The following is a 23,916-nucleotide window of genomic DNA, read 5'->3' on the forward strand; positions in this document are numbered from 1 at the left end:
TCGGTTTATTTTTAAATAAATCGTGCATCTCTCTTATACCCATGGAAGATGCCGATAGGTAATATAGTAATTGAAAGCGGTTTATTTACCGCTGGCCTTGTTATAAATCTTTCAGTCTAGAACTGAATTATATAGCGGACTTTGTACCCTGATACGATGAATCTTTGTATAGCTTAAGGAGGTAAGTATCGTGCGGAAGATCGCCATTATTGATGATGAACGCCAGGTGCTGCAAGGGATGAAGCGGGTCATCCCTTGGGGGGAGCTGAATGCGGAGTGGGCCGGAGAAGCGCTGAACGGACAGGACGGATTAGAGATGATCCGGGAGACACAGCCGGATATCGTCATAACGGATATCTATATGCCGGTGATGAGTGGACTGGATATGATCGAGCATTTAAGAAAGGACGGATTCGGCGGGAAAATTATCATCCTGAGCGGATATTCCGACTTTGAGCACGCGAGGCAGGCGCTGCGCTTCAATGTTAGCGATTATGTGTCGAAGCCGATCAGTGTCCCTACTTTAAAGAGCGTCTTATATAAAGTCATTCAAGAGCTAATTGAAGAGGAAGAGAAGCTCAATATCCAGGTGGAGCTTAAACATAAGCTGATGATCTATGAGCCTTTTATCGAGAAGGAGTGGGTAAGATCTGCCGCAGTAGGTACGCTTAACCGTTACTATCAAGATGGCGCCCATCTGCCGGAGGCTTATCAGTATTGGGCCGATTGCAGTCATGCGGCGATTGGTATTGATCTGGTTCGCGATGGCCGGGCAAATGAGTTATCCGTGTCCGATTGGAATTTGTTCCGCTTCGCCATCAGCAATATTGTCTGCGAGGTCGCGCGAAAGGTATTTCCCATTATCGAGTATACAGAGCTTCACAGTACGAGGGCTGTGTTGATTATCCATCCCAAGCGTGGCAGCTCCTGCGATCAGTTGGAGGATGCGTTGAGGGAGCTCGGCGTCAAGCTGATCGACAATGTCAAAAGCTACTTAAGGCTGGCTATTTGTGTGGGAATCGGAAGGATTCGCGGGGAGTGGACGAAGCTGCCGGAATCGACAGAGGAAGCATTTCGAGCGATCGATCGCCGAGAACAGAGAATAGTCCCTTCCTACGATTTGTACAAGTATAAAGGACAGATGAGAGAAGATTCGGAGCAGATTGCTCTGTTCCCGGTTAAGTTCTCCTTCAAGCTGGCTAGTGCTATGAAGACGGCCCAGGAGGCCGAGGCGCAGCAGATCGTTGCCGAGTATATTGAAGAGCTTGGGAAGCAAGATGGGATCTCCAAAGATTATGTACAGATGCTAGGCAGCGAATTGTGGGGCATCATGACCTATTGCTTGTATGAGGCAGGTATTTTCCTCGACGATCTATTCACGAATGACCAGATTGCCAAAGAACTGTTAACGTTATACCAGCCCGAGCAGCTGGCGGAATGGCTGTCAGCAAAAATCTCACTGATATGCAACAGCCGGCAGATGAAAGGAAGCAGCAAGCACAGACAGGTTGTCGACTTCATGACCCAGTATATTCATGAGCACTATGCTGAAGATTTGACGCTTGCCGATTTGTCAGACAAAGTGTACATTTCCCGGAATCATTTATCGATCATCTTCAAGAATATTACCGGCGAGACCTTCAACAACTATTTAACCCGGGTACGGATGGAGAAAGCGCGTGAGCTATTGCTGGAACGTAATCTGCTCGTCTATGAGGTAGCGGAGCAGGTAGGCTATAAGAATGTTCCTTACTTCAGCACGCTATTCAAGAAGGTTACGGGAATGAATCCAACAGAACTTATTAAATAAAGAGACAGCATTAGATATGCAGGAGGCTTATGTCAGGAGGGGAACTATGAAACCGGTGAAATTCAGTATTCGAACCATTTGTCTGTCAGAGGGGAACGAGGAGAAATCTTCGACAGTCGCATTCTGATCCAACAGGAATCGACGATACCGCTCCAATTGGAGCTGAAGCGGATTAACAAGGGGGAGCTGGAGAATCAGGAGGGCTACTTCCTGCAAGGGATTTTGTGCGGGGAGAATTGGCTGTACGAGAATCCGTATGCTCCGGCTAGGTTATATGATGACGAGATCGCTGTCGCCCATTGCTTACAGAAGATGGCTGATTATATAGCCGGTGGACCTGAGTTCTACAGCGTGGCGGAGGCATCGCGGGATCATTATCTCGGCATGATGATCGAGAAGGCGATATTATCAGGGCGAGGTTGTCGAGACCCAGCATCAGCGCTGGGCCAGATAGAGAATCGGATAAGTGGAGAAGCGGCGGACCCAACCTAGACAAGTATTCCGACAATTGGGCGAAGTATACAGAGATAGATGCCTAATCATTTGTGGCAATAGCGGAATATGATGCTGTGTACTCTTAATAAGGAGGGATACACGTTGGGCGAAGTAGTTGGCGGAATAGGTTGTGGATCTGGAGTTGGCGGATTATGGACTTCGACTGGAGCCATCTTAGTTCTGTTTATATTGCTGGTAATTATTACAGGAAGTTTTTGTTTCTAATTAAACATTGACATCTAATAAACAGGCTATATTGTAAGCAAATGTGGAAGCTACGAAATAAGAGAAGCCTGCTGACCTTAATTGGGTTAGCGGGCTTTTTTTACATATTAATGATCTCACATATTGATTATCTTGCTGGAAGAGGCATATAATACAAACATATGTTCCTATATGGGGTGAGAGTAATGTTAAATGATCTGGAACGCAAGGTACTTCGAATTCTGTACAACTTCTCAACGCAGCGGCACCGAATGCCGACGAAGCCTGAGTTAGAACGCACGACTGGCCGTCAATACCGGGATATTAAATCCGCTCTGGATGTGTTAGTACAGGAGAGGTATATTTTCTGGCCGGATAACCCTCGACTTGATACGATTGTGATCCTGGAAGGATGGGAACGGGATGCATTTATTCCTAAATCCAAGCCAACTATATTTGAGTAACATCGATTCTATGGACTATCGCTAACGGTAGCTAATGAAGGTAGAATCGGGATTAAGAATTGCAAAACTAAAATGTATTGTATATGCTTGTTTCATCTAGAAACTGTTGGCTCCAATGAGATTAAGGGCATTAGAGCAGCACAATTACTAAGTGGGAGGATTTCATAATCATGAGTACATCACAGTTTTTTGCCAGACCACAGCTTGCTGATTGTGTGCCTGACCTAGTTGCTACGGCGCGGGGAGATAAGAAGGCTACACTGGTTATTAAAAATGCGAAGCTGGTCAATGTATGTTCTGGAGAGATTCAGGATGGTATATCGATCGGTGTTCAAGGCAGCCGGATTGCCTTCGTAGGGGCGGATGCCAGCCATATGATCGGTGCAGATACGAAGATCATCGATGCTGCCGGACGTTATGTCGCTCCTGGTTTGCTGGATGGTCATTGTCATATTGAGAGCAGTCAGATCACACCAACCCAATTCGCCAGAGCCGTGCTTCCAAAGGGTACGACGGGCGGATTTTTTGATGCTCATGAGATTACAAATGTATTGGGACTACCTGGGCTAAGACTCATGTTGGACGAAGCCAGACAAACCCCGCTTGCTGCTTATATGCAGGTTGCTTCATGCGTTCCGTCTACAGGCCCGGATATGGAGACGGCAGGCGCTGAGATCGGCCCGGCAGAGGTTGCTGAAGCCTTCACTTGGGGTCCTGATATGATCGCTTTGGGCGAAGTCATGAACTTCCCGGGCGTGGTATTCGGAGACGAGAAGATGATTGGAGAGATTCAGGCTACGCTGCGTGCTGGCAGAGTAGCGGACGGACACTATACGTGGCCGGTGGATGACTGGAGAATATCTGCTTATGCGGCTAGCGGAATTACTGGCTGCCATGAGAGCGTGAACGCCGAGGATGTTATTGAGCGTGTCAGAAGAGGCATGTACGCCAAGATGAGACGCGGTTCGGCCTGGCATGATGTCGCCGAATCGATTAAGGCTCATACAGACTATGGCATTGATACGCGCCGCATGATGCTCGTCACAGACGATCGCAGCCCGGAATCTCTCGTCGATGAAGGACATATGGACTTTGTAGTCCGTCATGCGATCTCGCAAGGCGTGCGTCCAGTAACAGCTTTCCAGATGGCAACGATCAATACGGCAGAACGCTTTGGGGTTGCCCGGGATGTAGGCACTATTACGCCGGCTTCCATCGCTGACATCATCATCCTTGATGGTAATCTGGCCGACGTGAACGTTGTAATGACGATTGCGGCTGGACAAGTTGTGGCTGAGAACGGCAAGATGACCGTAGAATTGCCTGAGTTCGAATATCCGCAGGAGGCTATCAATTCGGTACACCTTACTCGTGCGGTGACTGAACAGGACTTTGTTATCGAAGCCCCAATCCAATCCGGCGAATTGACGGCGCGAGCTATCGGTGTACGCGAGAACCATGTGGATACGACGGAAGACCTCGTGTCTGTACGGATCGAGAATGGACAGGTTGCGCTTAAGGTAGAGGATGGCATCTCCAAACTGGCGGTCATCGAGCGTCACAAAGGAACAGGCAACAAGACGGTGGGGCTGGCATCGCGCGTTGGCTTCAATGTACCGGCTGCGATCGCAACGACTGTTGCTCATGACTGTCATAATGTGATGATCATCGGGAATTCCGATGCTCTGATGGCCCAGGCTGCGAACGCCGTAGCAGAAATGCAGGGCGGTATCGCTGTCGTCACCGAAGACAAGATCGTCAAGCTGCCGCTGCCAGTGGCTGGACTGATGTCGAATGCGCCGTTCGAGCAGGTTGCCGAGCAATCTCGTGCGGTAAGCCAGGCGTTGTATCAGGCAGGCTGCACGATGAACTATGCGTTCATGACCTTGTCACTGCTGGCGCTGGTTGTTATTCCTGAACTGCGTATCTCCGATCTCGGTCTGTTCAAGATGACAGAGCAGGGCTTTGTGAAGGTTCCTTTGTTCATCGAAGAGCAATAAGACAGCCATCAGGGATTGTCACTATTTGACATAAGTCTGCTGCCATAGTTAAATAATAAGTAATTGAATAGGAAATCCACTAGGGGAGTCGTGATAACGACTGAGACAAGATAAATCTTGGACCCTTTGAACCTGATCTAGTTAGCACTAGCGTAGGAAAGTGGAGCCGGACTGAATTGCTATAGCTATATTTGTTAAAGTGACAGGCCGCTCCATATCCGGAGCGGCCTTTTTGCTGTGTAAATCCGACCGAGATTTGCAGCTGTATTTGATATATTCGTGCAAATCAAGGGGTTCCATCAGCCCACACAGGGGATTTCTTCATTCAAGAGGTATGCAAGTTGAACAAATGAAAACTTAGAGAGTAGGGAAGAAGTTCAACTTTTAAAAAATTTGGAGGTGGAGATCATGAGTTTTACGAGACAGCTTCGTCAGCAGGCAGATCCTATTTTTCAAGCTATTTATGAACATCCATTTGTACGTGGGATCGCCGACGGGAATTTGAAGAAGGAGCAGCTGATCCATTATGTGAAGCAGGATTTTGAGTATTTGAACGCCTTTATGCGGATATATGGCATTGCCATATCCAAGAGCCGTACGCGTGAGGAGATCGAGATGTTCAACGAGCAGATCAACTTCGTGCTTCATAGCGAAGTGCACCCGCATAACAATTTTTGCCGCGTGGCTGGTGTTACTTATGAGGAACTCCAGGGCTTTCCGCTCGCGCCCTCGGCACATCACTATACCCGCCATATGCTAACCGTTGCGCATGAAGGAAGCCTGGGTGAGATTGTGTCCGCATTGCTGCCTTGTCCCTGGACGTATATCGAAATTGGTCAGCGTCTGCTGGAGGAAGTCAAACCGGATGAATCGCATCCGTTCTACGATTGGATCGATTTCTACGGTGGGGGAATGTCGGATCTGACCGAACGATTCTGCCGTTATGTAGATGACTGGGCTGAGCGTGTGACCGAAGCCGAGCGGCTGCGGATGAGAGAGCATTTTCTACTGAGCTGCCAACTGGAATATATGTTCTGGGATATGGCCTTCCGCCAGGAAGAATGGCCGGTTGCCATGGATTTGGGAATCGAGGCTATGGGCCGGAACTGAACGGGTACAAGAGCAGAATTGGGTATGTATGTGAGCTGGAAGCCGTGTGGGCATAGTAGGTTGAAACTGCTATTCAGCGAATCGGAGCTTTGGTATGCGAGCCGGGAATAATCTGGCCTGGCCTGATCCACCGAAAAGCGGAGTGAACTACGAAGTTGTTGTAGCATCAGATCTCAGATGGGAATGATGCAGAAATAAAATTTGGGAATGGGGTTGATCTAGAATGAGTACACTCGAACAGGATATTGCTGCACTCTTAACTAAGGTACAGAAGGCACGGCCGCTCGTACATAATATGACGAACGTGGTCGTTACCAATTTCACCGCGAATGGTCTGCTTGCGCTTGGCGCTTCGCCAGTGATGGCTTATGCCCGGGAGGAGGTAGCGGATATGGCCAAAGTGGCTGGTGCACTGGTACTGAATATTGGCACGCTGTCGACTGAGCAGGTGGATGCAATGATCATCGCCGGGAAGTCAGCCAACCTTCATGGAGTTCCCGTATTGCTGGACCCTGTAGGTGCGGGGGCGACCCGTCTTCGTACGGAGTCAGCTCAGCGAATTCTGCGTGAGGTGAAGATTGCCCTAATTCGCGGCAATGCTTCGGAGATCGCCAATCTAGTCGGTGAGGTCTCGGAGATTAAAGGAGTAGATGCGGCTGAAAGCAGTGCGGGAGCAAATGCGGAAATCGCGCTCCGGGCGGCCCGTCAATTCAATGCAGTAGTAGCCATTACTGGCAAAGAGGATGTCATAGCCGATGGGGCTAACTACCGGATCATCAGCGGCGGAGATGTGCTACTGACCCAGGTGACCGGAGCTGGCTGCTTGCTGACATCTGTGCTGGGGGCTTTCGCAGCGGTCGAGCGGGATATGATGCTTGCGGGCACGGCGGGATTGGCTTATTACGGTGCGGCCGCAGCTCGTGCTGCGGAACGGACCGCCCCGTTAGGTCCGGGCAGCTTCCAGGTTGCTTTCCTGGATGAACTGGCCAAGCTTCACCCTCATTCGGTGAAGGGGTATGCAGCTATAGCTGAGGCGAGTAGCATGGCTGCCGGAGGTGAATCAAGATGAGTATACCTAGAGCTCTGACGATCGCCGGTTCGGATAGCGGCGGTGGTGCCGGAATTCAGGCCGACCTCAAGACTTTTCAGGAGTTGGATGTGTTCGGGATGTCGGCGATCACCGCGATTACAGTTCAGAATACGATCGGTGTTGAGAAGGTGTATCCATTGCCGCCTGAGGCATCGGCCGAGCAGATCAGCGCGGTAGGTTCGGATATCGGCGTCGATGCGCTCAAGACAGGAATGCTCTTCAATGCGGAGATTATTGAACAGGTTGCGGGACAGATTGCCAGCTTCGGCTGGCGAAATGTTGTCGTTGATCCGGTGATGATCGCCAAAGGCGGGACATCGCTGCTGCTCACCGAAGCGATTCAGGCGATGAAGGAGCATTTGCTCCCGCTTGCCCTGATCATTACGCCGAATATTCCAGAGGCGGAAGTGCTGTCCGGCATTCAGATCCGTACGATGGAGGATCGTCGCGAAGCTGCGAAGCGTATCTCCGAACATGGAGCGCGAACCGTGGTCATCAAGGGCGGTCATGATCAAGGGGAGCGAGTAATAGATCTGTTGTACGATGGCTGCGTATTTACAGAACTCGCTGGTAGACGTATCGAGACCAAGCATACGCACGGAACCGGCTGCACATTCTCGGCCGCAATCGCGGCTGGCCTGGCAAAGGGGCTGACCGTAGAGCAGGCTGTTGAGGAGGCGCGCGCCTTCATCCAAGCGGCGATTGAGGACACGCTGGAGCTGGGGCAGGGTCATGGACCAACCAATCATTGGGCCTACTGTCGAAGGAGGGTACAAGTCTGGTGAATGAAGATGGGACGTCTGTCGAGGCAATCGCTGGCGAAATCGTTCGTGGATACATGCGGGAGGAACCGCGAGAGAAAGATGGAATGGGGAAAAGCAAGCAGGAGGTTAACAAGCTCAAGTCAGTGAATCAGGGCTTAATAGACAATGGTACGGAGGAAAATAGAGAATGTGTTGGAATACACGGAAGAATCTCCTCCGACCGAATGCGTGAGTATTTGCAGCTCTATTTGGTCGTAGGTTCTGTAGACTGCAAAGAAGATCCCGTCAAGGTCGTGAGTGAGGCGCTGGAGGGCGGAGCCACGCTCGTTCAGTTTCGGGAGAAAGGGCCCGGAAGTCTGACGGGGGAAGCCCGGCTGGAGCTGGCCGGGCGGCTGCGGGCCCTGTGCCACAGCGCGGGAGCTCTGTTCATCGTCAATGACGATGTGGAGCTGGCGCTGGCGGTGGATGCCGATGGGGTTCACATCGGCCAGGAGGATGAGGCGGCGGACTGCGTGCGCGCCCGTATCGGTGAGCGGATACTGGGGGTATCCGCGATTACGGCCTGCGAGGCAAGGTCCGCCATCCACCAGGGGGCCGATTACCTCGGTATCGGCCCGATCTATCCGACGAGCTCCAAGAAGGATGCTCGTGCTGTGCAGGGCCCGCAGGTGCTTAAGACGCTGCGGGCCCAGGGCATTGCCGCGCCGATCGTCGGCATCGGCGGGATTACCGCGGCGCGTGCGGCGGAGGTCGTGTCCGCCAGAGCGGATGGTGTCGCCGTGATCTCGGCGATCACCCAGGCGGACGACGCCCAGGGCGCCGCGGCCACGCTCAAGCGCGAAGTGCTTCGCGCTCTAGCAAGCTCGAGCTCAGCCTCAGCCTCGCAGGGTTCAGAGGCATAGCGGCTTTTTGCTAACGACAAACTACAGAACGCTATTTCCGCCAAAACAGCGGCAAAATATATTGTAAAAATCTAACGGACATAACTGTCCCTTAGAGGGGAATTTTCCGATATTCTGATGTCTAACAGACATAAGTGACCGTTACAATATGAAAATACCCTTTTGCCGCTGGTTGGCAGTGTTTAAGAGACATAAGTGTCCGTTAGAATTGGACGACGGAGGGTTTTCGCTTCTAACGGTCATCGTTGTCCGTTACAAATCGAATTATTGGGTGCGCACTTCTCCCTGTGTACACGGTGATTGTCAACCCGCAGGGGACGGATCTAACAGACATAACTGTCCCTTCGGGGGATTTTCGAAATTATATGTCTAGCGGACACCCCAGTTCCTTAGGAAGGAAGTTTCGGACGCTTTGATCCCTGACGAGCCCGGTTTTATTACAATTTGGGTCAGCCGCTTATGCAACCAAATAGCGATACCACGTTTCGTTAGAGGCGGCATACAGCACAATAGATCAGATCATCATCAGGATGTATCAGGACGTCACAATAGGGCCTTCTTCGGAAGTAGAACACTACCGGAGAGGCCCTATTTTTGTGCCGGGATTAGAATGGACAGGTGCATTGATCATCATACTTAGCCCCCGATTAGCCTATTTGAGATATCGCATAGAGTGCGATATATTGACTGTATTCACGGACGATCTGTACAGGGGGATGCTAGTAATCATGTTAGATATATTAATCGTTGATGATGATCGGCATATTCGCGAGCTGGTGGGCTATTATTTGCAGAAAGAGGGATATCGGGTGATCGAGGCTGCGGATGGCAATGAGGCCTCAGAGCTTCTCTTCTCCCGGAACATTGACCTTGCCATCGTAGATGTCATGATGCCCGGTAAGGACGGATTTCAACTATGCGAGGAAATCAGACGGTATTATGATTTTCCGGTTATTCTGTTGACGGCCAAGGATCAGCTGGCCGATAAGGAGCGTGGGTTCTCGGTAGGGACCGATGATTATTTGACGAAGCCTTTTGAACCGCAGGAGCTGTTATTTCGGATCAAAGCGCTGCTCAGACGCTATCAGATGGTGAGCGCGGAGTCAATCAAGCTCGGAGACACGATCATGAACCGTAAAGGATACGAAGTACATTGCAAGGGCAAGCAGCTTATGCTGCCTTTGAAAGAATTTGAACTGCTATTTCAGTTGGCCAGTTATCCGGGGCGAATCTTTACGCGCGAGGAGTTGATCGAGCTGATCTGGGGCATCGATTTCAACGGGGATGACCGTACAGTGGATGTTCATATCAAAAGATTGCGCGACCGCTTCAAGGACAATCAAGATATCATCATTACTACGATGCGGGGCGTTGGCTATAAGCTGGAGGCGGCCAGCTCATGAGATCGCTGTACATCCGTATTTTGTTCACGTCGATTCTTGTTATTCTTGTCAGCAGCATCACGGCCTTTATCGCTTCGAACATTTATTATCAGCACAAGCTGAAGCCGTATAACGACCAGAAGATCAGTAAGATGGCCGAACAGATTCAAGCTTTCTACGAGACGAACCGCGAGGTTAATCTGAGTGACTATCTGACGCATGTTGGCGATCTCGGCTATCAGCTATACATTGTGAACGAGCAGGGAAGCGGTTATTTCTACGGAGGGTCGTTCCGCGGAACAGAACTGGATCAGCAGGTGGTTAAGAGCGTCATTGACGGACAAGTCTATCACGGGATTGCGAATTTCCCTCCAGGATTGTTCATTACCGGGTTCTTCGACAATGATCTGAAAAATACAATTGGCGTTCCACTCAAGACGGCCGAGGATTCCTTCGCGCTATTTATCCGCCCTAATGTAGAGGTGCAGTTCGGGGAATTGCGGAATTTCTTCGCTATCATTCTGGTCCTCACCATCGCGATGAGCATCCTTCTGTTCGTATTTAATACGCGTTGGGTCGTTCACCCGATCATCAAGCTAACGGAAGCGACCAAAATGCTGGCCCAAGGGAAGTACAATTTCAAGCTGGATTTGAAAAGAAAGGATGAGATCGGCGAGCTGGCCAATCGCTTTACCCATATGACGCGAAGTCTAGAACAGTTGGAAGAGATGCGGCAGGAGTTCGTCTCCAACGTATCGCATGAGATGCAGTCGCCACTTGCCTCTATCCAGGGCTTCTCACATACGCTGCTTCATGCAGATTTACCGGAAGAGCAGCGGCGTCATTACTTGTCCATTATCGAGGACGAGAGCAAGCGGATGTCGCAGATAAGCAAGCAGCTGCTCATGCTGGCCTCACTGGAAAAGGAGGAAGCAATCCTGGAGAAGAGCAGCTTCGATGTTGGCGATCAGATCCGGCAGGTCCTGTTCATGACCGAATGGAGCTGGCGCGAGAAGGAATTGGCTATCGATATGGACCTCCCCTCTATCATGATCTATGCCGATAGCAGACTTATGCAGCAGGTGTGGATTAATTTACTTACGAACAGCATCAAATATACTGAAGAAGGTGGCACGATCTTCGTTCGTCTGAAGCCGCACGATGACTGTGTCGTTGAGGTAGAAGATACGGGGATCGGCATTGCCGCGGAGGATATCTCGAATATTTTTCAGAGATTCTATCGCGCGGACAAGACGAGAAGCCGCAAGGAAGGCAGCAGCGGTCTGGGGCTCGCGATCACGAACAGAATCATCACTATGCACGGTGGACGAATTGAGGTAGAGAGTGAGCTTGGCAAGGGATCAGTATTTCGTGTTATTTTGCCGATGAAGTAATTGTTGTTCATATTGTGTTCATATTCCAGCCCTATAGTTATTTGCATAAAGAGATCAACTTATAGGATAGGAGATGAACACAATGTTTCTAGCAATTCGAGAGATGAAGCATGCCAAGACGCGCTATTTGCTCATTTCACTCATTATGGTTCTCATTGCTTTTCTCGTTCTGTTTGTAACTGGGCTGGCGCAGGGGTTATCTTACGCTAATGCGTCATCCATTCAAAATATGAAGGCGGACTATATAATTCTTCAGCAGGATGCGGATCACCGCTTGAACCGTTCGATGATCACAGAAGATACCTGGAAGCAGATCCAGCAGGCATCCAGCGATCAACAGGACGTCGAATTAAATCCACTAAGCGTCAAAATGACCTCAATCGCCAAAGTGGACGACACCAAGAAAATTGACGCAACCTTCTTCGGTGTTGATCCGGAAGGCGCGCTGGCCCCGGCTATCACGGAAGGGCGGTTGATGGCTGCCGGAGCGGACAATGAAGCGGTCGCTGACAAGACTTTTGCTGATAAGGGACTTAAGCTTGGAGACATGATCGAGGATCAGGCATCGGGGCAGCAATATGAGCTCGTGGGCTTCACGGAGGGCCAATCCTACAGCCATACTCCTGTCATTCTGATGAGCTTCAAAGGACTGGAAGCAACCGAGGCCGGCAGGCCAGCCACTGTGGAGAGCGCAGCATATAATGCGGTTGCCCTGAGCGGCAGCAAGACGATTGCGGATCAGATCACCAGCGAGGTGCAAGGCATTGAAATCGTGAATAAAGATACGGCGCTGAAGGGAATCCCGGGTTACCAGGAGGAGCAGGGCTCTCTGCTTATGATGATTGCGTTCCTGTTCATAATCGCTGCCTTCGTGCTGGCTGTCTTCTTCTATGTTATTACGATCCAAAAAATGAATCAGTTTGGTGTTCTCAAGGCAATTGGCGCCAAGAATAGTTATCTCGCTCGCAGTCTGGTGCTGCAGGTGCTGACTTTATCGTTGGTCTGTCTCACTATCAGTATTTTGCTGACCTATGGCGTCGCTATGGTGCTTCCAGACAGCATGCCGTTCCAATTGAATTCGTCGGTGGTTGCCGGATGTGCGGTATTATTCATCGTGGTGTCCTTACTGGGCTCGCTGTTGTCCTTGTACCGCGTTGTTAAGGTAGATGCGATTGAAGCGATTGGGAGGGCGATGTAAATGAGTACAGTAATGAATAGTGCGACAGATTACTTGAATGAGCAAATCGACAATAGTGAAAATAGTGCTGCTAAGATTGCAGGTGCGCGAGGCGCTGCCACGAATACCAAGCTGCTGCTGCAAAATATCAGCAAGCTGTACGGTGACGGGGACACCTCTGTGAAGGTGCTGGATCAAATTTCGCTAGGGGTCAAGGCAGGCGAATTTGTCGCTCTCGTGGGACCTTCGGGCGCGGGAAAGAGTACCTTCCTCTCGATTGCCGGAGCGCTATTGTCGCCGACCAGCGGACAAATCTGGATCGGCGATCAGGAGATTAGCCAACTGCCTGAGAAGAAGTTGAACCAAATCCGGCTCGACAAGATTGGCTTTGTCTTTCAATCAGCCAACCTGATCCCTTATCTCACGGTCATCGATCAATTGATTCTGATTGGTGAATTAGCCGGCAAATCACGCAAGGAATCACACGCCAAGGCAGAGAAGCTGCTGCGTGAGCTTGGTCTGGGACATCGCTTGAAGCATTATCCAGACAGCTTGTCTGGCGGCGAACGTCAGCGTGTGTCCATCGCCCGGGCATGGATGAATGACCCGGAGATCATTCTCGCGGATGAGCCGACGGCCAGTCTGGACTCGGAGAGAGGCAGAGCCGTCGTAGAGATGCTGGCGGATGAAGTGAAGCAGCGCGGCAAGGCAGCGGTTATGGTCACTCACGACCAACGGATGCTCGATCTATGTGATCGCATCGTGTATATCGAAGACGGCAAGCTGTCGGAGAGATAGCTGTAACAGTTATTCACTCGGGGCTTTGGCTAGTCTGCATATGGCTTCTTCTAGGGGACGTCTCAAAGGTCGATCATCCGACCCGGAGACGCCCTTTTTGTGTGTCCAAACATGTGGATATATCCAGGTTTTCGAACCGGATTCAATGGACAATATTGACCGTTAGCGTGGATCCATGGATACGCCTCCCTTGTAATGGACACTTATGTCCGCTACAAGAGGATAATGGATCAGGACGCCGCGTTTTTCCCTCTAACGGTCATTTTTGACCACTAGGATAGCGAAGTGGCTTCTTAGTTGCTCTAACGGTCATTTTTGACCCCTGGATAGATGCGATCAGGCTGATTTTAGAATTTCTATGTGATTTCCACGTCTATCTAAACATGCTTTTGCTGTTGAAATGCTCATGCCAGGCTTGTGACCGGAAAATCCTGATAGAAATGCACGAATATCACAATGAGATATTGACATTGAAAATTAGGATATTTAATATAAAGTTATGTGTTAGCACTCTGGAGGTATGAGTGCTAAGAGGGGCAATATGGAATTTTAACAGTGTGATCCTAACGATAATATTGAAGGGAGATTATTCATTCATGGCTAAGAAAGAGTTCAGAGCAGAATCCAAAAGATTGCTGGAAATGATGATTAATTCCATCTACACGCAAAAGGAAATATTTCTGAGGGAATTGATCTCCAATTCGAGCGATGCGATTGACAAGATTTATTACAAAGCTTTGACCGATGATAACCTGGTCTTTAACAAAGACGATTACTATATTAAGCTCGCGGTGGATAAAGAGAACCGTACCCTGACCATCTCCGACACAGGTATCGGGATGACGAAGGAAGAACTGGAGAATAACCTGGGGATTATCGCCAATAGCGGTTCTTTTGCTTTCAAGAATGAGAATGAATCGAAAGATGGACATAACATTATCGGCCAGTTCGGCGTAGGCTTCTATTCTGCATTTATGGTAGCCGATGACGTTACTGTTATCAGCCGTGCTCTGGGCAGCAGCGAAGCCTATCAATGGCATTCTGCTGGTGCAGATGGTTACACGATCGAGGCTTGTGAGAAGGATAATGTCGGTACCGAAATTACACTTAAGATTAAGCAGAATACGGAAGATGAGAATTACGACGAGTATCTCGAAGAATATCGTTTGAGATCGATCATCAAGAAGTATTCCGACTTCATCAGATACCCGATCAAAATGGATATTCAATCGAGTCGTCCTAAGGAAGGCAGCGAGGATGAATTTGAGAATTTTGTCGAGGAACAGACAGTTAACAGCATGGTACCGATCTGGCGCAAGAACAAGAGTGAATTGACCGATGAGGATTACGAGAACTTCTATATGGAGAAGCGCTACGGGTTCGACAAACCGATCTCGCATATCCATATCAAGGCGGATGGCGCTATCGTCTACAATGCGATCCTGTTCATCCCGGAGAAGACGCCTTTCGATTATTACACTAAGGAATATGAGAAGGGTCTGGAGCTCTATTCCAACGGCGTGCTGATCATGGACAAATGCAGCGACCTGCTGCCGGATTATTTCAGCTTTGTCAAAGGGATGGTGGATTCTGAAGATCTGTCGCTGAACATTTCTCGGGAAATGCTGCAGCATGACCGTCAGCTGAAAATGATCGCCAAAAACATCCAAAGCAAAATCAAGAGCCAACTGCAAACCTTGCTTAAGGATGATCGCGACAAGTATGAGAAATTCTATGAGTCCTTTGGCCGTCAATTGAAATTCGGTGTTTACAATGATTTTGGCATGAATAAGGAAGTACTGCAGGATCTGCTTCTGTTCACGTCCTCCGGGGAGAAGAAGCTGGCTACTCTGGATGAATACGTATCGAGAATGCCAGAGGATCAGAAGTATATCTATTATGCTGCCGGCGAGTCGGTTGAGCGTCTTGAGAAGCTGCCACAGACGGAAATGGTAGCCGATAAGGGCTATGAAATTCTGTATCTCACCGATGATATCGATGAGTTTGCGATTAAAGTGATCATGAATTACAAGGATAAGGAATTCAAATCCGTATCCAGCGGCGATCTTGGTATCGAAACAGATGCCAATGATGAAGCGGCCAAGGCGGACGAGTCGGAAAATAAAGATCTGTTCGAATATATGAACAGCTTCCTTGGCGGTAAAGTGAAGAAAGTAAAAGCGTCCAAGCGCCTTAAATCCCATCCGGTCTGCCTCTCCTCCGAGGGTGAAGTGTCGATCGAAATGGAGAAAGTGCTGAATGCGATGCCAAGCGGTCAAGAAGTGAAGGCCGACAAAGTGCTGGAAATCAACGTGAATCATGAAGTGTTCCAGGCGATGAAGGATGCTTTTGCTGTGGAAAATAAAGATAAATTGAATCTCTACACGAACCTGCTCTACAATCAGGCCCTGTTGATCGAAGGCTTGCCGATAGAAGATCCGGTAGACTTCACCAACAATATTTGCAAAATCATGCTGTAAGCATGTAGTGAAGTGCGCAGTCAGATTTATAATGCTGGATATGTGTAGTTTGGCTAAGGCTGATTTGGCTGCGATATCCTGTCTCACTGATCGAAGTGGGACAGGATATTTTATTTTCAAGGGCGGTGTTATACTTAAGGACAATGAGATAATATGGAATGGTTTAGAGCTTAGATTGAGGACTAAGGAGAATTGTGATGTCACTTGAAATTGAATGTAAATTTCTATTGCCGGAGTATCCGGCGAATAGGATCAAAGAAGGCGAGATCCGGATTGAAAAAGAGCAGATCATCGAACAGACATACCTCGCCCTGCATGGGGACCAGGAGCTGAGAGTCCGTAAAATCCATGATCTGACAAGCGGGAAAGTCGAATATACGCATACCTTCAAAAAGGGTCACGGGATTGCCCGTGAGGAAGTGGAGTATTCCATCTCCGAAGGGTTATACGAACAAATAATTGATATCCATCAAGCTGTGCCGCTTATTAAAAAGCGGACTACGGCGTTATGGGGAGACTATGTGATCGAAATGGACGATTACGAGCAAATTCAGCTGCTGGTGTTGGAAGTGGAATTTGCTTCGCTGGAAGAGGCGGAGAGCTTTGCTGCTCCCGAATGGTTTGGCAAAGACATCAGTTCAGACAAGCAGTACAGCAATAAAAAAGTATGGCAGGAGCTTCAGGCCCGGAAAGGGTAAGGAGCAGAGGAAGCGTAAAAGAGAAAAAGCAGGAGCATCTTCGGTGATGCCCCTGCTTTTTGTTCTACTATAACGGCTTGTTTACCTGGACATCGGGTTTATTTCATTATCCAATTGGTTACTTGCTTAATAGCAGCATCGGCGTTTTTCAGATCGGTCTCACCCATGCTCAGAAGCGTGCTCCATTGTTTGACGCGATTTTTACCGTTTGGAGGTGTGTTGTATTGGTTAGTGTCAACCACTTTGGTGCGCTCTGCATAAAATTTCGTCATAAACGTCTTTTCGTCCTTGCTGCTGCCCGATTTGGACAGAAGGCCTTGCAGACTGTTGGAACCGCCCGTTGCGCCTTGGTTCAATGCGGTGTCGACAAAAGAACCGATGGTCAAGGCCGTATTAAAGCCGCGGTTTTTGGCCTGATCGACACTATATTTAATATAGACATTATAGAAGGTGCGCCACATAGCTTCTCTCCAGGCAGAATCATTTTGCAGACTGTTGATTTTTTTAACAAATGTGCTGTTGCTGTCCGATATGACCAGGATGCTACCTTTCATTTTACCGTTGATTCCGAGCCGTTTGAGCGCCCCTTCAACACTTGGGTTACTGGCTCCTTTGACCCGGTCATATTCTTTGAATAAAGCGGGAGCATCCGGCCCCTGGTCGTTTGGCCCGCCTGTGGTGGCTCCGAAAATACCGATTGTATAGCCGCGGTCATCGTCAATATTTTCGCAGTAACCGTAATATTTGGTCCAGTTAAGGTCGTCCTGCTCCGGCTTGTTGACGAGCTTCATGATGTTATCCCACTGTTCTGCGTTAAGGCCCGTATTGGTTTTTAAAAATTGAAGGGTTTGCGGTGAAAATTTTGATTCAGGGGTTTCAGCCGCCATGGGTGCAATCTCCTGACCGTTAGTCTGTCTTTCCGTAAGGGTCAAAGTTTGAGTAGCCTTCGTATCCGTATCGTTATCAAGAAGCTCGGCATATGCCTTGGTTTGCACAGGGCCGGAAAATGCTACAATCGAACTGAGCAGGGCAAAGCTGAGCATAATCGCTGTAAGTCTTCCTTTGGGATTGGTTCTTTTTTCGGTTGTCATTTTCATTCCTAATTCCCTCCATCATTTGTTTTTGGCGAATTTAATAATCGGATGTAGATGTTAATTCAATAATTAAAGCGCTTTAACTTTTGGGATGAAGAATAACTTCCGGTTGTTTGATTGAACCTCACAAAAATATAGAAATAAAATACTTAGGATGATCAGCCTCCTCACAATTTAAATTTAAGCGCTTAAACTTTGTTGGGATAAAAAACATCCGTCTCTAACGGATCTGCATGGAGCGGGAAGTATTTTTATCCCGATCTGCTTATCTATGGTGCAATATGATTATAATGGATAATTATGGATATGTATAGAACTATTTTTTTAGATTAGGATTGAGGCCGTAACCCCATATATCGATTATTTCAGACAGCAAAAAGACCCATTCTCGAATTTGCGTTTATCGGGGATCTGGGTCTTTGTCTTTAGTTCTATTCCAAGGCCAGGTTGTTGGTGGAGTCCAGCAGAAGGTATTGGTAATTGCTCTTCACGAATTCGAGCACCTTCTCGCTGATGATGCGATGGCCTTCCTGATTAGGATGAATTCCGTCCGAGCACAGGAACTTGGTGAAGTCAGGGTGTTGCAGAAATGCGCCGCGCACGTCGATATACTTGGTCTTAGTCATTTCAGAGACTTTCAGGATGGTAGAGTTGTATCTCTCCTGCCACCAGTATATTTTCGTTACACTGCCGAGCCATCTTAGAATGTTCTTCTCGGCATCCGGATTGCTCCTGCTAACCCATTTGAAATATTTATCTGCATTCAGAGGCGGCAGGTTCATCAGAATCGGAGTAATCTGCTGCTTCTTCAAATATTCAATGGCTTCCGTAAGCATCTTCTCAAATGTATTGAAATCCGTCTTGGGGCTATGCTCCGCGTCAGGATTATCGGCGATCTCATTCCAATTGAAGTCGCAGTCATTGCCGCCATATTCGATCAAGACGACATTTGGCTTATCTTTATCCACATCTCGCTTCAGATTACTGAAGCCCTTCATCAAGGTATTGCCGAATCGGGCCGTATTGCGGACCGCACCCTTCAATTTCTGCTGCAGGAGTGAGACATAGTTGTCCTCCAGAATGACATATTTGTTGCGTTCTTCATCATAGATGACCCCTTTGGAAATGGAATCACCGGAAATCATATATTTAGTATCTCCGCTCATCAAGTCAACGTCGCGCTCACCCATCGTACTCACCTCATTTTCATGCTTCATGATCTTGGTTCTATTGTAGATTAGTGCCCAAGCAAAACGCAAGTGCATTGGCGGCCGATTCATTCTATATTGATGAAGGGTTTGTGAAAGGTGGACATGTGATGTTTCTCATGAGAGAATGTTGATAGCGTGTTCAAAATCGGATATTTTATTAATACTAGAGAAAAAGGGGTTGAATAGTATGGTGCGATTCGGAATTATCGGAACGAACTGGATTACGGAGCGCTTTATTGATGCGGCGATGGAAACGGAACGCTTCGCCTTAACAGCGGTATGTTCTCGTACAGAAGAGAAAGGGAGAGCCTTTGGCGCCAAATACGGAAGTCCGACCGTATATACAGATGTGTCAGCCATGGCGTCAAGTCCGGAAATAGATGCCGTATATATTGCCAGCCCGAATTCTCTCCATATGGAACAGGCCATTATATGTATGGATCAGGGGAAGCATGTATTGTGTGAGAAGCCGATGGCATCGAATACGGCAGAGACTCGGAAAATGATCGAAGCTGCAAGACGTAACAATGTATTGTTAATGGAAGCGATGAAATCCACGCTGATGCCTAATTTCCGGGTAGTTCAGAACAATTTATATAAGCTGGGGCAAGTGCGCAGATATTTTGCGAGCTATTGTCAATACTCCTCACGTTATGATGCATTTAAGCAGGGGACGATATTGAACGCCTTTAATCCCGAATTTTCGAACGGAGCGCTAATGGATCTCGGAACCTATTGTATCTATCCGATGGTTACCTTGTTCGGGAAGCCCCAACAGATTAAGGCTAACGGGATTCTATTGCCGTCCGGTGCGGATGGCGAGGGCAACATTATCATGAATTATGATGAGATGGATGCGGCGGTGATGTATTCGAAGATCGCTGATTCCTATCTCCCGGCAGAGATTCAAGGTGAGAACGGAACTCTGGTGATAGAACGGATTAATCAGCCTTATGATGTGAAAATCATTTATCGCGACGGCACGATCGAGGATTTGCGGCAGCCGCAAATGCAAGAATCCATGTTCTACGAAGCTCGTGAGTTCATTGATCTGATCGAGACCGGACTTCGTGAGAGCAGTGTAAACTCGCTTACCCATTCTCTGCTTGTGGCAGAGATTATGGAGGAAGCAAGACAGCAAATTGGCATACGATTCCCTGCGGATCTGAATTAGTGAATACAAAATACGGATGACAAAAAGTACGAGACCATCATAAATGGCTCGTACTTTTTTGATATTCAGAATTGGATATTAGAAAAAAAGTTATGAATATTTTTTTATACCATGATAGGATTCGAAATGTATCAGAAATTCCCAATGAAAGGAAGAGAACACATGAGTATTAAGGTCGAAGTTATACCGCAATATCGTATTGCATACGTTCGCCAAAGGGGTCCATATGGCCCAGCCAACATTCAAGCGATGGAGACACTGAAAAAATGGGCTAAGGAGAACAACTTGCTCACGGCATCGACGATTCTACTCGGAATTCCCCAGGATAACCCTGAAACCACGCCCCCTGAAAAGTGTAGGTTTGACGCATGTATTGTCCTATCCGAGGACTATCCACTGGATGACGCTATTTGTGAAGGTATTTTACCTCGTGGCGAATATGTGATTTTCAAAGTCAAACATACGGCAGAGGATATTCAAAAGGCATGGTCCGATATATTCCCCGCTCTACAGAACGGAGGCTATCAAATGGATAGAAGGCCAATTATAGAAAGATACATTGGTGATATGACACGCAACGAGTTTTGCGAAATATGTGTACCTGTCCAACCTACTGAACCTTGACTACTAGAGCGTTGCTGATCTTGCGCCCTGGAGTGGTCAGATATTTGCCGTTATAGTACAATCCGCTGGACGCACCGCCGTCCAGATTCATCGCCTGGTAGGCACCAGCCTGCTTCATGATCTCTGCCAGCTGAGGGATCGTAGCTCCGCCAGTTGTCAGCAGGATTAGCTTATGGTCGCGGGTTACACCGAGCGCGCTGCGGGCGCCGCCGCCAGTCAGAATCTTCGGATCCTTGAAGCCTTCATCCACCACATTAAGGGCTACCTTGCCGTTAACGATCAGACGAGGTCCAGCCTGCAGCCCGCCTTGGATGCTTCCTTCAGCAAATCTGGCCGGGAAGTCCGAGCCGGGTATTAACTCAGCCAACAGATTGTTGTCGAAGGTAAATACCGTACGACGGTCACCAGAGCTCTTATGAGCTATGCTTCCTTCACGAATGATATAACCATAAGGACCTTTATAGCTTCCTGTCGTATAGGCGTCGAAGAAGGTTCCGTTGATGGCTACGGTCGCTTTACTGCGCTTCGCGATGCTGCTGAGATCCTCCACATTGCCTGGCTTATCTCCGGCAAGGACAACATCGAGTGAGACCTTCGGATGCAGGAGCGATATGGTGACCATTTGCGTGTTATAGGATTTGCCGCTAACCTTGAACGTTTTCCGTTCGCTGATGATTGGCTTGTCCATTTTGCCATAGGTAGATTTCGTTATGTAAGGAAGTGAGGCGGTAAGCAGGTTCTCTGTCGAAGCCTCGGGTGCCTTACTATGTATAGTGAGCGAAGAAGTATCCTTCGACCATTCCAGCGATACTGGAAATGAATCTTTAATAACCTGTAAAGGCACGAAGGTTATGCCGCCTTCAGTGAACGGAGCATCGGACAGTTTAATGGCCTCGTCATTACGGATAGCTTGTGTCTTTCCCAAGTGCATCGTAAGCTGAGTCTCGTCTCGGATGAGGTCGATCCGTTTCTCAGCCGGTGTCCATACGGTCTTGATGCCGTCCAAGCCGTTCAAGGAGCGTAGTGGGATGAAGGAATGATTGCTCTTGTCATCCATGATTACGAAGTTCTTGGCAGGGGGCGCGGCATAGCTGGCTGGAATTATACTGACGAACATTAGTGACGCAAGTAGGATTGCTTTTTTCATGAAGCTGAATCTCCTTTATAGGTATTGTGTATTAGTATATTATACCTGAAAAGGTGCGAGAAAAGGGAAATTTTGTCGAATGATTGGTTTTCTTGGGGGCGCGCTCATACTTGACTTCTAATAAAAAAGATCGCTATTTTAGGCTAAAGTCAGGAGCTTAACGCCCCTTATCTAACCCAATAGCGATCTTCAGTATCATAAGCGGTTTGGCATAGCGCTTTTAGTACGAGTGCTGATATCGCTTCGTAAGAACTTACGGGAGCTTAGCCTCCTACGCTTTGATATACATTTTATTGTAATATTCTTCAATCATGCGCTTGGTAGCGAACGGCTCGCGTGTCGTCTCGATGCTTCTGCGCATCATCTCGACCCACTTCGGTCTGTTCTCATAATAGGTAGGTAGCACTCGCTGCAGCAGCGTCTCGTATAACGCTTCACTGTCATGACGATCCAGCGCTTCGGTATTGTCTGTCTCCAGGCCGTCGCCGAACTGCCAGCCGTTCTCACCGTCGAGGCAGGCCTCAGGCCACCAGCCGTCAAGGATGGAGCAGTTGAGTACGCCGTTCATCGCTGCCTTCATCCCCGATGTACCGCTCGCTTCCAGCGGCCTTCGCGGATTGTTGAGCCAGATGTCCGAGCCGCGGGTCAGCCCTGCCCCGATCGTCATATCGTAATTTTCCAGGAAGACGACGCTTCCCGGGTATTTCTTCATCATGGCGACGAGGTTGCTGACGATCCTCTTGCCAGTATCATCGAGCGGATGGGCTTTGCCGGAGAAGACGATCTGGATCTTGCCGGATTCGAGATAAGGCGCGATCAGCTCTGGCTTGGAGAAGATGAGGTCGCTCCGTTTGTATGGGGCTGCTCGGCGCGAGAAGCCGATTAATAAGTGATCGGCATTCAGGCTTATGCCGGAACGCTCTTCGATGAAGCGGATCAGTTCACGCTTGATCTCCATATGCGCGGCCCACAGATCCCCATTGCTTTCGTAAGCTTCGGTTATTCTCGGATCAACCCAGGTTGGCGTATGAATGGCGTTCGTGATGCTGATGATAGCTGAGCGGCCGGACACATCCTGCCACATTTTATTAGCCGTGATGCCGTGCAGCTTGGCGACGCCGTTGGAAATGCGCGACAGCCGTAGCCCGGCGACCGTCATGTTGAAGGGATTGCCGCCGATGCGTTCCATTTGCTCGCGGGTCAGATTGTTGAAGGCAGACATATATTCAAGCCGCTCCAACGGATGGGATTCATTGCCTTCTCGGATCGGTGTATGAGTGGTGAATACGACCTCGTCCCGAGTGGCCTGCCAGGCTTCCTCGAAGGAACGGCCTGCACTCATTTTCTCACGGATCAACTCGGTTGCCGCTAACGCCGCATGTCCTTCATTGAAATGATATACATCGACCGGAATCTGAAGCGCCCGAAGTGCTCTGACGCCCCCGATGCCAAGCACAATCTCCTGGGCGATTCGCTCCTCACCGAACCATCCGTATAATTGTCCGGTAATCCAGCTATCGCTGTTCTGCGGAATATCGGTATCAAGCAAATATAGCGGGTTATTGCCGAATTTCTCGGTTCTCCACACTTTGCAGTGAACGTCAATGTTGCGAATTGTTACGCTGACTTGTACCCCTGTATCCTCAAGGAACTCATACATGTAGTTATGATAAGTATCGTAGGGCTTGCCATCGGGATCGATATGCTGATCGGTATATCCCTGCTTCCATTTGATACCGATGCCTATGATCGGGGCCCCCACATCTCTGGCGCCCTTGATATAATCGCCGGCGAGAATACCGAGACCTCCCGCATATATTTTGAAACTGGATTCAAGTCCGAACTCCATACTGAAATAAGCTACAGTCGGCAGGTGCTGTTGAGTCATTGCCAATCGC

General features: G+C 48.8%; 21 protein-coding genes and 1 riboswitch. Of the genes, 17 read left to right on the plus strand and 4 right to left on the minus strand.

Features of this window, described 5'->3' with window-relative positions:
• Positions 1–190: 190 nt before the first annotated feature.
• The 15 genes from ABD014_RS08750 to ABD014_RS08820 all read left to right on the plus strand — a co-directional run bounded on the left by ABD014_RS08750 (position 191) and on the right by ABD014_RS08820 (position 16,768).
• Positions 191–1,810 (plus strand): response regulator transcription factor, encoded by a 1,620-nt coding sequence (locus ABD014_RS08750; RefSeq protein ID WP_343859995.1) that lies wholly within the window; start codon positions 191–193, stop codon positions 1,808–1,810.
• Positions 1,811–1,888: 78 nt separating this feature from the next.
• Positions 1,889–2,302 carry a hypothetical protein gene (locus tag ABD014_RS08755; RefSeq protein WP_343859997.1) on the plus strand — a complete coding sequence of 138 codons (414 nt, stop codon included), beginning with the start codon at positions 1,889–1,891 and terminating at the stop codon, positions 2,300–2,302.
• Between the two features lie 105 nt (positions 2,303–2,407).
• Complete coding sequence (locus ABD014_RS08760) at positions 2,408–2,530, plus strand: hypothetical protein (protein ID WP_343859999.1); 123 nt, start codon at positions 2,408–2,410, stop codon at positions 2,528–2,530.
• 185 nt (positions 2,531–2,715) lie between these two features.
• Complete coding sequence (locus ABD014_RS08765; RefSeq protein ID WP_343860001.1) at positions 2,716–2,973, plus strand: hypothetical protein; 258 nt, start codon at positions 2,716–2,718, stop codon at positions 2,971–2,973.
• A gap of 170 nt (positions 2,974–3,143) precedes the next feature.
• Positions 3,144–4,973 carry an adenine deaminase gene (locus ABD014_RS08770; protein ID WP_343860003.1) on the plus strand — a complete coding sequence of 610 codons (1,830 nt, stop codon included), beginning with the start codon at positions 3,144–3,146 and terminating at the stop codon, positions 4,971–4,973.
• Positions 4,974–5,044: 71 nt separating this feature from the next.
• A riboswitch (TPP riboswitch) is annotated at positions 5,045–5,149 on the plus strand.
• 232 nt (positions 5,150–5,381) lie between these two features.
• Entirely contained in the window at positions 5,382–6,083 is a 702-nt protein-coding gene (tenA, locus tag ABD014_RS08775; RefSeq protein ID WP_343860005.1) for a thiaminase II, read from the plus strand.
• Positions 6,084–6,306: 223 nt separating this feature from the next.
• Positions 6,307–7,152: a hydroxyethylthiazole kinase gene (gene thiM, locus ABD014_RS08780; RefSeq protein WP_343860007.1), complete on the plus strand. Its 846-nt coding sequence runs from the start codon at positions 6,307–6,309 to the stop codon at positions 7,150–7,152.
• Positions 7,149–7,958 (plus strand): bifunctional hydroxymethylpyrimidine kinase/phosphomethylpyrimidine kinase, encoded by an 810-nt coding sequence (thiD, locus tag ABD014_RS08785; RefSeq protein ID WP_343860009.1) that lies wholly within the window; start codon positions 7,149–7,151, stop codon positions 7,956–7,958. The genes thiM and thiD overlap by 4 nt, the downstream gene beginning before the upstream one ends.
• 176 nt (positions 7,959–8,134) lie before the next feature.
• Entirely contained in the window at positions 8,135–8,839 is a 705-nt protein-coding gene (thiE, locus tag ABD014_RS08790; protein WP_343860664.1) for a thiamine phosphate synthase, read from the plus strand.
• Positions 8,840–9,567: 728 nt separating this feature from the next.
• Positions 9,568–10,242, plus strand: a complete 675-nt coding sequence (locus tag ABD014_RS08795; RefSeq protein WP_343860011.1) for a response regulator transcription factor — start codon at positions 9,568–9,570, stop codon at positions 10,240–10,242.
• Complete coding sequence (locus tag ABD014_RS08800; protein WP_343860013.1) at positions 10,239–11,615, plus strand: sensor histidine kinase; 1,377 nt, start codon at positions 10,239–10,241, stop codon at positions 11,613–11,615. The genes ABD014_RS08795 and ABD014_RS08800 overlap by 4 nt, the downstream gene beginning before the upstream one ends.
• Positions 11,616–11,697: 82 nt before the next feature.
• The gene (locus ABD014_RS08805; protein WP_343860015.1) at positions 11,698–12,813 is read left to right on the plus strand and encodes an ABC transporter permease; all 1,116 of its coding nucleotides are present in this window, start codon (positions 11,698–11,700) and stop codon (positions 12,811–12,813) included.
• Complete coding sequence (locus ABD014_RS08810; RefSeq protein ID WP_343860017.1) at positions 12,814–13,590, plus strand: ABC transporter ATP-binding protein; 777 nt, start codon at positions 12,814–12,816, stop codon at positions 13,588–13,590.
• 596 nt (positions 13,591–14,186) lie between these two features.
• The gene (gene htpG, locus ABD014_RS08815) at positions 14,187–16,070 is read left to right on the plus strand and encodes a molecular chaperone HtpG (protein WP_343860019.1); all 1,884 of its coding nucleotides are present in this window, start codon (positions 14,187–14,189) and stop codon (positions 16,068–16,070) included.
• 197 nt (positions 16,071–16,267) lie between these two features.
• Positions 16,268–16,768: a CYTH domain-containing protein gene (locus tag ABD014_RS08820; RefSeq protein ID WP_343860021.1), complete on the plus strand. Its 501-nt coding sequence runs from the start codon at positions 16,268–16,270 to the stop codon at positions 16,766–16,768.
• Between the two features lie 98 nt (positions 16,769–16,866).
• Here ABD014_RS08820 and ABD014_RS08825 read toward each other — a convergent pair whose 3' ends face one another.
• Entirely contained in the window at positions 16,867–17,859 is a 993-nt protein-coding gene (locus tag ABD014_RS08825; RefSeq protein ID WP_379337556.1) for a chitosanase, read from the minus strand.
• A 434-nt stretch (positions 17,860–18,293) separates the two neighbouring features.
• A complete protein-coding gene (locus ABD014_RS08830; protein WP_343860025.1) occupies positions 18,294–19,127 on the minus strand; it encodes an SGNH/GDSL hydrolase family protein in 834 nt (277 codons plus the stop codon).
• Positions 19,128–19,260: 133 nt separating this feature from the next.
• Here ABD014_RS08830 and ABD014_RS08835 point away from each other — a divergent pair, with 133 nt between their 5' ends.
• Both ABD014_RS08835 and ABD014_RS08840 read left to right on the plus strand, forming a co-directional pair.
• Positions 19,261–20,247 (plus strand): Gfo/Idh/MocA family protein, encoded by a 987-nt coding sequence (locus ABD014_RS08835; RefSeq protein ID WP_343860027.1) that lies wholly within the window; start codon positions 19,261–19,263, stop codon positions 20,245–20,247.
• A 162-nt stretch (positions 20,248–20,409) separates the two neighbouring features.
• A complete protein-coding gene (locus tag ABD014_RS08840) occupies positions 20,410–20,871 on the plus strand; it encodes an AraC family transcriptional regulator (protein WP_343860029.1) in 462 nt (153 codons plus the stop codon).
• On the opposite strand, the gene ABD014_RS08845 is transcribed toward ABD014_RS08840, so the two are convergent.
• The gene (locus ABD014_RS08845) at positions 20,858–22,018 is read right to left on the minus strand and encodes a phosphodiester glycosidase family protein (protein ID WP_343860031.1); all 1,161 of its coding nucleotides are present in this window, start codon (positions 22,016–22,018) and stop codon (positions 20,858–20,860) included. The two genes, ABD014_RS08840 and ABD014_RS08845, sit on opposite strands and share 14 nt — an antisense overlap.
• A gap of 271 nt (positions 22,019–22,289) precedes the next feature.
• Positions 22,290–23,906: an alpha-glucan family phosphorylase gene (glgP, locus tag ABD014_RS08850; RefSeq protein ID WP_343860033.1), complete on the minus strand. Its 1,617-nt coding sequence runs from the start codon at positions 23,904–23,906 to the stop codon at positions 22,290–22,292.
• Positions 23,907–23,916: the final 10 nt, after the last annotated feature.

Origin of the sequence: Paenibacillus motobuensis (genome assembly GCF_039521865.1) — a bacterium.
In the GTDB taxonomy this organism is placed as follows: domain Bacteria; phylum Bacillota; class Bacilli; order Paenibacillales; family Paenibacillaceae; genus Fontibacillus; species Fontibacillus motobuensis.

Excerpts from the sequence above, each read along its gene's own strand:
- ABD014_RS08765 (WP_343860001.1), top strand. The coding sequence starts at position 2,716 with ATGTTAAATGATCTGGAACGCAAGGTACTTCGAATTCTGTACAACTTC.
- ABD014_RS08770 (WP_343860003.1), top strand. The coding sequence starts at position 3,144 with ATGAGTACATCACAGTTTTTTGCCAGACCACAGCTTGCTGATTGTGTG.
- tenA (WP_343860005.1), top strand. The coding sequence starts at position 5,382 with ATGAGTTTTACGAGACAGCTTCGTCAGCAGGCAGATCCTATTTTTCAA.
- thiM (WP_343860007.1), top strand. The coding sequence starts at position 6,307 with ATGAGTACACTCGAACAGGATATTGCTGCACTCTTAACTAAGGTACAG.
- thiD (WP_343860009.1), top strand. The coding sequence starts at position 7,149 with ATGAGTATACCTAGAGCTCTGACGATCGCCGGTTCGGATAGCGGCGGT.
- ABD014_RS08795 (WP_343860011.1), top strand. The coding sequence starts at position 9,568 with ATGTTAGATATATTAATCGTTGATGATGATCGGCATATTCGCGAGCTG.
- ABD014_RS08800 (WP_343860013.1), top strand. The coding sequence starts at position 10,239 with ATGAGATCGCTGTACATCCGTATTTTGTTCACGTCGATTCTTGTTATT.
- ABD014_RS08805 (WP_343860015.1), top strand. The coding sequence starts at position 11,698 with ATGTTTCTAGCAATTCGAGAGATGAAGCATGCCAAGACGCGCTATTTG.
- ABD014_RS08810 (WP_343860017.1), top strand. The coding sequence starts at position 12,814 with ATGAGTACAGTAATGAATAGTGCGACAGATTACTTGAATGAGCAAATC.
- htpG (WP_343860019.1), top strand. The coding sequence starts at position 14,187 with ATGGCTAAGAAAGAGTTCAGAGCAGAATCCAAAAGATTGCTGGAAATG.
- ABD014_RS08820 (WP_343860021.1), top strand. The coding sequence starts at position 16,268 with ATGTCACTTGAAATTGAATGTAAATTTCTATTGCCGGAGTATCCGGCG.
- ABD014_RS08825 (WP_379337556.1), bottom strand. The coding sequence starts at position 17,859 with ATGACAACCGAAAAAAGAACCAATCCCAAAGGAAGACTTACAGCGATT.
- ABD014_RS08830 (WP_343860025.1), bottom strand. The coding sequence starts at position 19,127 with ATGCACTTGCGTTTTGCTTGGGCACTAATCTACAATAGAACCAAGATC.
- ABD014_RS08835 (WP_343860027.1), top strand. The coding sequence starts at position 19,261 with ATGGTGCGATTCGGAATTATCGGAACGAACTGGATTACGGAGCGCTTT.
- ABD014_RS08840 (WP_343860029.1), top strand. The coding sequence starts at position 20,410 with ATGAGTATTAAGGTCGAAGTTATACCGCAATATCGTATTGCATACGTT.
- ABD014_RS08845 (WP_343860031.1), bottom strand. The coding sequence starts at position 22,018 with ATGAAAAAAGCAATCCTACTTGCGTCACTAATGTTCGTCAGTATAATT.
- glgP (WP_343860033.1), bottom strand. The coding sequence starts at position 23,906 with ATGACTCAACAGCACCTGCCGACTGTAGCTTATTTCAGTATGGAGTTC.